This window comes from Planomonospora algeriensis (assembly GCF_977012225.1).
On record NZ_CDRNDK010000189.1, the window covers coordinates 1 to 11357 of the forward strand.

The 11357-nt window shown below is 73.5% G+C and carries 8 protein-coding genes and 2 pseudogenes; 6 read left to right on the forward strand and 4 right to left on the reverse strand.

Annotation, left to right across the window (positions count from 1 at the left end):
* Positions 1–197 precede the first annotated feature (197 nt).
* The 3 genes from ACWJ6R_RS19665 (at position 198) to ACWJ6R_RS19675 (ending at position 2551) form a co-directional block, all read left to right on the forward strand.
* The gene (locus ACWJ6R_RS19665; protein WP_449063628.1) at positions 198–1700 is read left to right on the forward strand and encodes an aldehyde dehydrogenase (NADP(+)); all 1503 of its coding nucleotides are present in this window, start codon (positions 198–200) and stop codon (positions 1698–1700) included.
* 207 nt (positions 1701–1907) lie between these two features.
* Positions 1908–2159 carry a type II toxin-antitoxin system Phd/YefM family antitoxin gene (locus ACWJ6R_RS19670; protein ID WP_449063629.1) on the forward strand — a complete coding sequence of 84 codons (252 nt, stop codon included), beginning with the start codon at positions 1908–1910 and terminating at the stop codon, positions 2157–2159.
* Positions 2144–2551: a PIN domain-containing protein gene (locus ACWJ6R_RS19675; RefSeq protein ID WP_449063630.1), complete on the forward strand. Its 408-nt coding sequence runs from the start codon at positions 2144–2146 to the stop codon at positions 2549–2551. The genes ACWJ6R_RS19670 and ACWJ6R_RS19675 overlap by 16 nt, the downstream gene beginning before the upstream one ends.
* A gap of 60 nt (positions 2552–2611) precedes the next feature.
* On the opposite strand, the gene ACWJ6R_RS19680 is transcribed toward ACWJ6R_RS19675, so the two are convergent.
* Positions 2612–3571, reverse strand: a complete 960-nt coding sequence (locus tag ACWJ6R_RS19680) for a DUF5937 family protein (RefSeq protein WP_449063631.1) — start codon at positions 3569–3571, stop codon at positions 2612–2614.
* Positions 3572–3642: 71 nt separating this feature from the next.
* Here ACWJ6R_RS19680 and ACWJ6R_RS19685 point away from each other — a divergent pair, with 71 nt between their 5' ends.
* The gene (locus ACWJ6R_RS19685; RefSeq protein WP_449063632.1) at positions 3643–4863 is read left to right on the forward strand and encodes an MFS transporter; all 1221 of its coding nucleotides are present in this window, start codon (positions 3643–3645) and stop codon (positions 4861–4863) included.
* A 56-nt stretch (positions 4864–4919) separates the two neighbouring features.
* Here the strand turns inward: ACWJ6R_RS19685 and ACWJ6R_RS19690 are convergent, their stop codons facing one another.
* Together ACWJ6R_RS19690 and ACWJ6R_RS19695 are read right to left on the reverse strand one after the other, a co-directional pair.
* A complete protein-coding gene (locus ACWJ6R_RS19690; RefSeq protein ID WP_449063633.1) occupies positions 4920–6389 on the reverse strand; it encodes a UvrD-helicase domain-containing protein in 1470 nt (489 codons plus the stop codon).
* A gap of 141 nt (positions 6390–6530) precedes the next feature.
* Positions 6531–7850: an ABC transporter substrate-binding protein gene (locus ACWJ6R_RS19695; protein WP_449063634.1), complete on the reverse strand. Its 1320-nt coding sequence runs from the start codon at positions 7848–7850 to the stop codon at positions 6531–6533.
* A gap of 447 nt (positions 7851–8297) precedes the next feature.
* Between ACWJ6R_RS19695 and ACWJ6R_RS19700 the strand changes: the two are divergent.
* Together ACWJ6R_RS19700 and ACWJ6R_RS19705 are read left to right on the forward strand one after the other, a co-directional pair.
* Positions 8298–9260 (forward strand): annotated as a pseudogene (locus ACWJ6R_RS19700) (LacI family DNA-binding transcriptional regulator); the annotation flags it as partial.
* A gap of 34 nt (positions 9261–9294) precedes the next feature.
* A complete protein-coding gene (locus ACWJ6R_RS19705) occupies positions 9295–10254 on the forward strand; it encodes an aldose epimerase family protein (RefSeq protein WP_449063635.1) in 960 nt (319 codons plus the stop codon).
* Positions 10255–10324: 70 nt separating this feature from the next.
* Here ACWJ6R_RS19705 and ACWJ6R_RS19710 read toward each other — a convergent pair.
* Positions 10325–11357 (reverse strand): annotated as a pseudogene (locus ACWJ6R_RS19710) (hypothetical protein); the annotation flags it as partial.

Sequence of the window (11357 nt, forward strand, 5' to 3'; positions counted from 1 at the left end):
CCGGCGCGGCGGCCGTGACCGGGTGAACCGGGCCGGCGGGACCCCGGGCCGCGCCGGAGCGCCGGAGATCCGCCGGTGCCGCCCCCCTCCGCGCGGGGCCGGGCACGCCCGGGTGGCGCTCCGTTCGGAAAGCGCTTACCTTAGGAGGTGGCCGGTGCCCGAGCGCCGCGGCCGACCCGGTGACGAAAGGCTTTTCGATGATCCACTCATATGACCCCCGGACCGGCGAGACCGTCGGCGAGCCCTTCCCCGCGAACTCCGCGGCGGAGGCGGACGCCATCGTCCGCGCGGCCCACGCCGCCGGCCGGGTCTGGCGGGAGACGCCCGCCACCGAACGCGCCCGCGAGCTGTCCGGCGGCTCCGGCGAGACCCGCGCCCAGGTGCTGGAGGCCGTGGCCGAGGCGCTGGAGAAGAACGTCGAGGAGCTGTGGCGGGTCGCCGACGCCGAGACCGCGCTGGGGGAGACCCGGCTCCGCGGCGAGGTGGCCCGCGCCGCCGGGCAGTTCCGCCTCTTCGCCAAGGTGCTGCGCGACGGCGGCCACGCCGAGGCGGTCATCGACCACGCGAGCGCCGAGCCCCCCGTCCCCGACCTGCGCCGGATGAACCGCCCGCTGCCCGGCGTGGTCGGCGTCTACGCGGCCAGCAACTTCCCCTTCGCCTTCTCCGTCATCGGCGGCGACACCGCCTCGGCGCTGGCCGCCGGGTGCGCCGTGGTGGTCAAGGCCCACGACGGCCACCCCCGCACCTCCGAGCTGTCCGCCGAGGTCATCCGGGGCGCCCTGCCCGACCCGGCCCTGCTCGGCCTGGTCCGGGGGCGCGAGGCCGGCGGGTGCGTGGTCCGTCACCCCCACGTGGTGGGGATCGGCTTCACCGGCTCCATCCCCGGCGGCAAGGCGATCCAGGCCATGATCGACGAGCGGCCCGACCCCATCCCCTTCTACGGCGAGCTGGGCAGCGTCAACCCGGTGGTCGTGCTTCCCTCGGCCCGCCGCGAGGGCCTCGCCGAGGGGTTCGCCGCCTCGCTCACCCTCGGCGTCGGCCAGTTCTGCACCAACCCCGGCCTGCTGTTCGTGCCGGAGGACGCCGGGCTGCTCGTCTCCCTCGCCGAGGCGGTCTCCGCCACCACCGGCGGGCCGATGCTGACCGCGCGCATGCGGGAGGGCTTCCTGCACGAGCTGGAGCGGCTGTCGGAGCTCGACCGGCTGGCCGAGGGCCGGGCCGGCGAGGGCGCCTACGCGGTGACCCCCCAGCTCTTCACCGTCGGGCTCGAGGCGTTCGCCGCCGCCCTGCCGCGGGTGGCCGAGGAGTGCTTCGGCCCGGCGGGGATCGTGGTGACCTACCGCGACCCGGCCGAGCTGCCCGCCGTACTGGAGCGGCTGGACGGCTCGCTCACCGCGACCGTGCACGCGACCGACCCGGCCGAGGCCGAGGAGATCGCCGAGGTGCTGACCCGCAAGGCGGGCCGGGTGATCTGGAACGGCTGGCCGACCGGCGTCGCCGTGCGCTGGGCCATGCACCACGGCGGCCCGTGGCCCTCCAGCACCGCCCCCGCGCACACCTCGGTCGGTGCCGCGGCCATCCGCCGCTGGCTGGTGCCCACCTCCTACCAGGACTGGCCCGCCGAGCTGCTCCCGCCGGAGCTGCGCGACGACAACCCGCTCGGCGTCCCCCGCCGCGTCGACGGGACGCTCACCCTCTGATCCCCGGCCGGCGGCACCGGGAACCGGCCCCCGGTGCCGCCGATCGGTCCGCTCCGTGGCACATCGGAGAGGCGGGCCTGCTCTCCTCCGCCGGAGAGGATCGCGCGCACTCCTCCGGTCGGCTCGCGTCGGTCGCCGGAGGTGCCGGTGATCTCTCGTTCTCCCGTCCGGGAAGTAGGAATCAGATAATCTGATTCCATGAAGGTGATGAGTGCCACCGAGGCGTCCCGTAGTTTCGCGGCCGTCCTGGACGAAGCCGAAAGAGGAGAGACGATCGTGGTCACCCGGGGAGGCCGGCGGATCGCGGTGATCGGGCCGGCGCCCACCGCGCCCGGACGGATGGTCAAAGCCCTGCTGAGGCGGCATCGTGAGACGCTCGACGCCGGGTTCGAAACCGATGTCGCCGCAGCCCGGGAGTCATCCGGTGACGAGATGAGGGCCACGTGGCCAGACGCTTGATCCTCGACACGGGAGTGCTCATCGCCGCGGAGCGGGGAGGCGGCTCCGTGGACGACGTGATCCAGGACTCCGATGACGTGGCGATCTCCGCTGTCACCGTCGCGGAGCTGCTGATGGGTGTGGAGATGGCGGACGCGGCCCGCCGCCCGGGCCGGCAGGCGTTCGTCGACGAGGTGCTGGCGTTGATACCGGTGGAGGAGTACACCACGGATGTCGCCAGGGTCCATGCCCGCCTGATGGCGCACGTGCGGCGGCAGGGTAAGACCAGGGGAGCGTACGACCTGATGATCGCCGCCACCGCGGCGGCCACCGCGCGGCTCATCGTGACGATGGATTCGTCCGCGGCCTTCGACGACCTGCCGGGGGTTCGGGCTCAGGCGGTCGCGCGCTGACCTCGTCGCGCCGATGGGGTGCCGTGTACCGGCTCCGGGCCTCCGGAACGGCCCCGGTGCTCAGGCCTGGGTGAGGCGGGTCCCGCGCTCGGTGCGCAGGTGCAGGGCCGTACGGCCGTCGCGGCGGGTCGTCACCAGGCCCGCCTCCCGGAGCGCGCCCACGTGCTGGGAGACCGCGCTGGCGGTGATGCCCAGGCGCCGGGCCAGCTCCCCGGTGGGGCACGGCTCGCCGAGGGCCTCCAGCAGCGCCGCCTTCGTCCGGCCCAGCACCGCCGCCAGCCCTTCGGGCACCGGTCCCGCGGGCTCCCAGAGCGTGCCGAGCCCGCGCGCCGGATACCGCAGGGACCCGGCGGCCAAGGGCTCCATGTCGATGCAGATGTACGGCCAGCAGAAGATCGTCGGGAACAGCACGAGCCCGTGGCCGCCCAGGTCGACGGTGAAGGAGCCGGGCGTGCGCCGCCCGCTCACCACGAGGTCCCCCTCCCGCCAGGTGATGTTCTCGTGCAGGGCGGCGAAGAGGCCCTCCACGCCGCGGGCGGCCAGCGTGCGCGCCCGGTGCTCGATGTCGGCGAGCAGGATCGCCCGCATCCGCCCCCAGTGCGGGGCGATCAGCCGGTCGTGGTGGCGCTCCAGCGCGGCGGCCAGCCGCTCCAGGGCCGCGGCTGGATCGGCGCGCAGCTCCGGATGCCCGGCCGGGCCGAAGACCCGGTCGAGCTCGGTGCGGAAGTGGTCGTGCGGGGTGCGTCGCACCAGCTCCAGCTCGTCGGCGAAGCCGGGCTCCGGGCCGGAGGGCGGCGGCAGCAGGAAGGCCGGCACGCAGCCGGACGTCAGGCCGGCCAGGAGCGGCAGGTCGGGATCGCCGGCCACCGCCTTGGCGGCCTGCCGGACCCAGCGGTGGTGCACCGCGTTCACGCCGCCACGGAACAGGAGTTTGACGGCGAAGACGGTCTCGGCGAGAGGCGAGGAGGCGAACCGGACGCGGGCCGTCTCCGTCCGGGAGAGCGTGATCGTGACCGCCATCCGGACCTCCGACGTTGTAGAACCGGCTAAACGATAACGCCGCCCGCCCGATGCGGCGCACCCTGTCCGGCATGACCATTGCTGACACCCCGGCCCCGGTGAGGGGCCTGGGCAGGGACTGGCGTCACCTGTGGGGCGCCGGAGCCCTGTCCACACTCGGCGACGGCGCGCTCGTCGCCGCCATGCCGCTGCTCGCCGCCGCGACCACCGACGACCCCGTGCTGATCTCCGGCGTCACCGCCGCGGCCACCCTGCCGTGGCTGCTGCTCAGCCTGCCGATGGGGGCCTGGGTCGACCGGTTCGACCGGCGGCGCCTGATGATGGCGGCCCAGGGTGCGCACGTGCTCCTGATCGCCGTGCTGGCGCTGCTGGTGACGTTCGGCGCGGCCCGGATCTGGATGCTGTTCGTCCTGGCCTTCGGCGTCGGCGCGGCCGGCCTGCTGGTCACCGGGGCCGGTGAGGCGCTGATCGTCTCCGTGGTGCCGAAGGCGGCGCTGGAGACCGCCAACGGGCGAAGGGTCGCCACCGAATCGATCCTGGGGGAGTTCGGCGGCCCGCCCCTCGGCTCGGCGCTGTTCGCCCTGGCGATGCCGCTGCCGTTCTGGCTGGACGCCGCGATGTTCCTGCTGGCGCTCGCGATGATCACCCGGATCCGCGCGGGTGGCGCGGTCGAGCGCTCCCGGCCGCGCGGGCGCATGCTCACCGAGATCGGGGAGGGACTGCGCTGGCTGGCCCGCAACCGGCTGCCCAGGACCCTCACGCTGATCGCCGGGGCGGGGAACTTCTGCGAGACCATGGCGCTGTCCACGCTGGTGCTGTTCGCCCGCGATGTGCTCGGCGTCGGATCCGGAGGGTACGGCCTGCTGGTGGCCGCCATGGCGGTCGGCGGCGTGGCCGGCAGCCTCGTGGCCGGGCGCGTCGTCGTCCGGTTCGGCGGCCGGCCGATCGCGCTCGGCGTCCAGCTGGTGATCCCGCTGAGCTGGCTGGGCATCGCCCTGGTCGGCAGGAACGCCGTCACGGTGGTGGCGCTCTTCACCCTCTTCTCAGTGGCCGTGGCGCTGTGGAACGTCATGGCCTCCTCCCTGCGCCAGCGCCTGATCCCGGCCGAGCTGCTGGGCAGGGTCGGCGGAGCGGGCCGCATGATCTCCTTCGGCGCCATCCCGCTCGGCGCGGTCTGCGGCGGCCTGGTCGCCGATGCCTTCGGGCTGGTCGCCCCCTGGATGGTCTGCGCCGTGTTGCGCCTGCTGGTCAGCCTGCTGGCCTGGCCGAGCCTGCGCCGCTGGGAGGACTGACCGGGCCCCACCGGGTCGGCCGGCCGGGGCAGGGGCAGGGGCAGGGGCCGTACCGGTCACGGGGTCGGGGCGTACCGGTCGATCCAGGACAGGCCGCCGAGGTCCAGGCGGTGGCGGGCCCGGGTCACCGCGACATAGGCCAGGCGCGCCTCGGCGTCGTCGACCCGGCCCTGGCGGCGCTCGCCGTCCTCACCCTCCGAGACCTCGGGCTCGGCGCGGAGGAAGTCCCCGCCGACGCGCACCCGCGCCCACTCGCGGCCCTTGGCCTTGTGCGCGGTGGAGACCACGACCTCGGCGTCGTGCTCGTCGGTCAGCCGGGAGAGCGCGTCCAGCAGGACCTCGGGGCCGTGCTCGTCGACCAGCTCGACGAAAGTCCGCAGGTCGCGGCCGGCCGGGTCGAACTGCGCGTAGTCCTGCAGGTCACCCCAGGTCTCGAAGAGGGCCAGCTCGGGATGCCAGGTGCGGCGGCCGGACTTGAGGTCGCGGGCGGCCCTGGTCAGCGAGGCCAGGCTCTCCCCGCCGCCGACCAGGCCGACCCGCCCGCCCGCCCGCAGCAGGGCCAGGATCTCGGCCATCGTGCCCATGTTGGTCCGGCACAGGATCGCGTCCGGCCGCTCCACCGCGGCCACCTCGGTGGGGACGTCCGGGGTCCCGCTCAGCCGGATGGGGGCGTCGACCAGGGTCAGCCACCGGTTGGCCTCCTCCGCCAGCGCCGGGCCGAACCGGAAGGACCGGGAGAGGGCGAGCCGGGTGCCGTCGAAACCGGACATCACGTCGCGGGCGCCCCGCCAGCCGTAGATCGCCTGGGCGGAGTCGCCGACCATGACGAGCTGGGCGTGGTCCCGCTGGCCGGTGAAGAGCCGCTCGACCGCGGGGTTGGTGTCCTGGGCCTCGTCGAGCAGGAGGAAGTCGGCCTCGATCCGGGGCTCGGTCAGCGCCCACATCTTGAGGTAGTGGTCGTGGTCGAAGCGGACCGCGCCCTCGTACGGGTTCTGCAGGTCCGCCCAGGCCCTGCGGGCGTAGGGCAGGATGAGCTCCGCCAGCTCGGCGTGGAGCGGGTCGGCCTCCAGCCCGCGCAGCCGGGGGACGTGACCGGCGGTGATCTCGCGCGCCGCGGAGTGGCAGAACCGGCTGACCGTCTGCAGGGTCGCCATGGACGCGGTCCTGCCGGTGACCCTGCGCTCGCCGATGAGCACCGTCAGGTTCGGGGCGATGCCGAGGTGGGCGCCCACCTGCCAGCTCGGGACCCGGATGGCGTTCGCCATCCGGCCCCGGTAGCGGTGGCCCACGGCCCGGTAGGCGAGCGAGTGCGTGGTCCGGCACTCCACGGTCGGCGGGAAGACCTGGGCGGCGGCCACGGCGATGGCCTTGTTGAAGGCGATGTACAGCCCGCGGCGCGGGGTGGCGGCGGCGAGCATCGTGAGCGTGGTCGTCTTACCCGTTCCCGCGCCGGCCTGCAGTGTGAGGTGCTCGCCGTCGCGGAAGGCGGCGACGGCGGCCTCCTGCTCGATCGTCGGTGCGGGCACGGGGGCTCCTACGGGGGTGTGGGATACAGGGAGACTCCAGATGGTAATTGATCGGTGACCGTAAGGTACGGTGATCGTCTGTGAAGGGTGCAGAAGGGGCACCGCCGTCCATTGCCGGAGTCCCGGACCGGCGGCGCCGGGTCAGTCGTCGCCGCGCTGCTTGTAGGCGGCCTGGGCCGCGGTCAGCTTGGCCGCCATCTCACTCAGGAAGTCCTTGGCGGTCAGCTCGCCGAGCAGGACCTTCTGGAACTGCGGCTCCGCGTCGGTCTTGGTGATCGTGTTGAACTCCGGCAGGTGGTACGGCATCTGCACGACCTTGGTCGCCGGGTCGTTGAGCACCTTGACCGCCATGTCGACGTGCTGCAGCTTCTTGATCCAGGGTTCGTCGTTGACCTCGGTGTTGGCCGGCAGCACGCCGGTCTTCTCCGCCCAGTGGCTGTTCATCGCCTTGGAGGCGGCGAACTCGGCGAACGTGAAGGCGGCGTCCTGCTTCTCGCCGCCGGTGAACAGGCCGAGGCCGGTGATCGGATTCGACAGGATCGTGCGCACGCCGCTCCCGGACCTCGGCACGGCCATGGCCGCGACCCGGTTCTCGCCGAGCGTCTTGACGTGGTCGTTGTAGGAGCCCAGGTTGTGCTGCATCATCCCGATGTCGCCGCCGTCGAACTGGGCGACCATCTTCACGTAGTCGTTGTTGTAGTCGGCCTCGGGGGTGACCCGATTGTAGAGGGCGGCGTACCTCTCCAGCGCGGCCACGTTCCGCGGGTCGTCGACGGTGGCCCGGCCCGAGGCGTCGAAGATCTCCGTGATGCCGGACTGGGCGTACAGCACCTCCAGCAGCTGCGCGATCGAGCCCGCGCCGCCCCGGATGGTGTAGCCGTAGCGGTTCCTGTCCGCGCGGGTCAGCGTCTCGGCCGCGGAGTAGAAGCCGTCCCAGTCCTGCGGGACCTCCAGGCCGGCCGCGGCGAACCAGTCCTTCCGATACCAGAACACGCCCATGTTCGTGGACATCGGCACCATGTAGATCTTGCCGTCCGCCGCGGTGGCCTTCACCGTGTTGACCACCTGCTCGTTCAGCCTGCCGTTCAGCGCACCGTCCGAGATGCGGTCGTCGACCGGCTCCAGCGCCTGCTGCGCCACCAGGTTGGAGAGCATCGCACTGGTCACGCCGCCCACGTCGGGCAGTTCGCCTCCGGCGATCGCGGCGTCGTACTTCTGCTGCGCCTGGGAGATCGGGATGCCGACGTACCTGACCTCGATGGTCGGGTTGGCCCGCTGGAACTCGGCGATGATGCGCTGCCACACCGGGGTGCGGGCGGGACCGCCGTTGTCGTCCCAGAAGGTGATCACGATCTTGCCGTCGGGGCCGACGCCCGAATCCCCGGATCCGCAGGCGGCGGCGCCGGTCCCGAGCGCGAGGGCGGTGGCGAAGGCCGCCAGGCGCCTGGAACGTGTGGTCATTGCTCTGTGCCTCTCAACCCGAGGCACTCTCGGCGAGATGTGCCTCATCGACGTGACGGCGGCCGGTGCGATCGGCGGGCGGGGGAGCGGCGGGAGGCCGGCGGGCGGGACGTCCGGCCGTGCGGCTCCGGCGGGGGCGTATCCTGAGATCCGCCGCGTCGACTGCCATCAGCGGGCCGCCTCCTCTCCACTCGGTGCCGGGGATTTGCAACCGGTTGCGTGAAACATGGCGGATATCAGAACGCAACGTCAAGAGCGCAATTTGATAAACCTCCGCTCACCTGGAGCGGGACGAAGCCCTCGGGGTCGCGAGGATGCAACCGTTCCCACCTCCCCGGAAGTCCTGACTTGCGGCATTGACAGTGGTGCAACCGTTTGTACTACCCTGCTGCAGGGTCCGGTGCGCGGCCCCGGCGAACCGGAGCGCGACCCCGGCGGAGGAGCAGCGTGGCAGCGACGATCAGGGACGTGGCGCAGGCGTCGGGGGTGCACGTCTCCACGGTCTCCCGCACCTTCTCCGCGCCCCATCTGGTCAACCCCGAGACGCGCAACCGCGTGCTCGCGATCGCCGAGGACCTCGGCTACCGCCCGAACCGGGCGGCCCGCGCGCTGACCACCGGCCGGACGCACAACCTCGGGCTGATCGTCGCCGACATCTCCAACCCGTTCTTCCCGCCGCTGATCAAGGCGGCCCAGGCGCATGCCCGGACCCGCGACTACCACGTCTTCGTGGCCGACACCGACGAGGACCCGCAGGTGGAGGAGGAGCTGATCAGGGCCCTCGCCAAGCAGGTCGACGGGGTGCTGCTGTGCAGCCCCCGGTTGTCGAACCGGGCCATCGAGCGGCTCCACGCCGACGTGCCGTTCGTCGTGGTCAACCGCGAAGTCAAGGGCATGCCGACGGTGCTCATGGACATCGGCCAGGGCGCCCGGCTCGCGATCGAGCACCTGGCCGGGCTCGGCCACCGCCGGGTCGCCCTCGTCTCCGGGCCGAGCGGGTCGTGGACGAGCAAGCGGATGCGGGAGGCCGCCGCCGCGGTGGACGGGGTCGACCTGGTCTTCCTCGGCCCCAACGCCCCCACCGAGCAGGGCGGTCTCGCCGCCGCCGCCGAGGTGACCGCCTCCGGCGCGACCGGCGTGCTCGCCTACAACGACCTGGTCGCCATGGGACTGATCGAAGGGCTCCACGAGCGGGGCGTCCGGGTCCCCGGCGACGTCAGCGTCGTCGGCGTGGACGACATCGTCGCCGGCCGGCTGAACCGTCCCAAGCTCACCACCGTGGCCATGCCCACGGCCGCCGCCGGGCGGATGGCCGTGGACCTGCTGCTCCAGTCGGTGGCGGAGGGCGGCACCGCGACCCTGGCCACCCTGGCGACCGGCCTGGTCGTCCGGGAGTCCACCGGACCGGCGCCGGAGCGGCCGGCTCCTGAGGAAAGGCTCACGCGTGAACTTCGGAACCATGCCGTCGGGGGAGCCCGTCGAGCGGCACGTCCTGTCCAGCGGGCGGATGCGCGCCGCGGTGCTGAGCTACGGCGCGGTCGTGCAGTCCCTGGAGGTCTCCGGGACCGACGTGGTGCTCGGCTGCGACACCCTGGAGGACTACCTGACCCGCAGCCGCTACTTCGGCGCGGTCGTCGGGCGGTACGGCAACCGCATCGCGGGCGGGCGGTTCACCCTGGACGGGGCGGCCTACGAGCTGCCGGTCAACAACGGGCCCAACAGCCTGCACGGCGGACCGGGCGGCTTCTCGGCGCGGGTCTGGCGGGTCGCCGACGTCTCGCGGTCGGCCGTGACGCTGGAGTACACGAGTCCGGACGGCGAGGAGGGCTACCCGGGCACGCTGACCGCGAGCGTCACCTACACGCTGACCGACGACGCCCTGGTGCTGGACTACCGCGCGACCACCGACGCGCCGACCGTGCTCAACCTGACCAACCACTCCTACTTCAACCTCGCGGGCGCCGGTTCCGGCGACGTCCTCGGGCACGTCGTCCGGATCGACGCCGACCACTACCTGCCCGTCGACTCCACCAAGATCCCGACCGGCGAGCTCGCCCCCGTGGCGGGCACCCCGTTCGACTTCACGGCGCCGCGCGCGATCGGCGAGCGGATCGACGACCCGGCGCTGGACGGCGGCTACGACCACTGCTACGTCCTGCGCGGCGACATCGAGGTCCGCGAGCCGGTCAGCGGCCGCGTCATGCGGGTCACCACCACCGAGCCGGGCGTGCAGTTCTACTCCGGCAACATGCTCGACGGCGTGGAGACGGCGTACGGCAGGCACGCGGGCCTGTGCCTGGAGACCCAGCACTTCCCCGACTCGCCGAACCGGCCGGAGTTCCCCTCCACGGTGCTGCGCCCCGGTGAGGAGTTCACCTCCGGCACGGTCTACCGGTTCTCCTGACCTCCCCGGGCCCGCGCGGGCGGCGGGACGGGCCTCGGCCGAGACGCCGGGTACGGCGGCGCCCGGACCGCTACCGGGGCGTGTACGCGAGCGAGATCCCGTCGATGTCCCCGGCGGGCCCGTCGGCGAGCACCCGGACGGTCCTCCCCGACAGGTCGAGCATCACGACCTCGGAGGTCTCCTCCCCCCGGCGGACCGCCAGCAGGTGCCCGGCGCCCAGCCAGCCGCGCACCGCGGTCCGCTCCCCGGTGCGGATCCGGACCTTCCGGGTGCCCGCGGGGTAGGTCCACACGCACGTGTCCCCAGGCGCCTCCGGGCAGGAGGTCAGGAAGAGGACCCCCTCGGGGGTGGTGACGGCGCCCCCCGGGGACAGCTCGCCCACTCCGGGCACGGTCCGCAGCAGGCGGCCGTCCAGCCCGTACACGTGGACCGCCCCGCCGGGGCCCCGGCGCATCACGGTGCCGGGCTCGGGCCCCCACAGGTAGGAGTGCTCGGAGGAGGGCATCCGGGTGACGCGCGCGGTGCGGCCGGCCGGATCCACCACCACGAAGCCGACGCGCGGCGCGTCGTCGGAGGCATCGGCGTAGACGCTGAGCAGGAGCCGGGTGCCGTCGTCGTTCCAGGCGAGGTCGCCGGTGAACAGCGGCCGGTCCACGGTGCGGACGTCGTAGGAGGCGCCGGAGGCGCGGTCGGTGATCTGGACGCGGTCGTAGTCGAGCGTGCTGAACACGCGGGAGACCGAGAGCGACGCGACCAGGCGCCAGCCCGGGGCCACCGCCGTCGAGAGCCGGAGCGTCCCGGCGGGCCGGAAGCCACCCGAGCGGGAGTCCCGCAGGAACACGGGCGCGCCCTTGTTCTCGTCGCGCTTGTCCTGGTAGGCCGAGACCCGGATCCCGTCGGCGGGGTTCTCGTGCAGCGTCACCCCGGAGCCGGGGATGGGGGTCTCCGCCGTCGAGGCGGCCGCCATGGTCGGCGGGGCGACGGGGGCGGGCGAGGACGGGGAAGGGGAAGGCGGGCCGCCGGAGGGCGGGCCGCCGGAGGAGAGGAGCCCGGAGGCCGCCAGGCCTCCCGTGAGCAGCCCGGCGGCGACCAGCGCGGCGGTC

Excerpts from the sequence above, each read along its gene's own strand:
- ACWJ6R_RS19685 (WP_449063632.1), top strand. The coding sequence starts at position 3,643 with ATGACCATTGCTGACACCCCGGCCCCGGTGAGGGGCCTGGGCAGGGAC.
- ACWJ6R_RS19680 (WP_449063631.1), bottom strand. The coding sequence starts at position 3,571 with ATGGCGGTCACGATCACGCTCTCCCGGACGGAGACGGCCCGCGTCCGG.
- ACWJ6R_RS19695 (WP_449063634.1), bottom strand. The coding sequence starts at position 7,850 with ATGACCACACGTTCCAGGCGCCTGGCGGCCTTCGCCACCGCCCTCGCG.
- ACWJ6R_RS19670 (WP_449063629.1), top strand. The coding sequence starts at position 1,908 with ATGAGTGCCACCGAGGCGTCCCGTAGTTTCGCGGCCGTCCTGGACGAA.
- ACWJ6R_RS19665 (WP_449063628.1), top strand. The coding sequence starts at position 198 with ATGATCCACTCATATGACCCCCGGACCGGCGAGACCGTCGGCGAGCCC.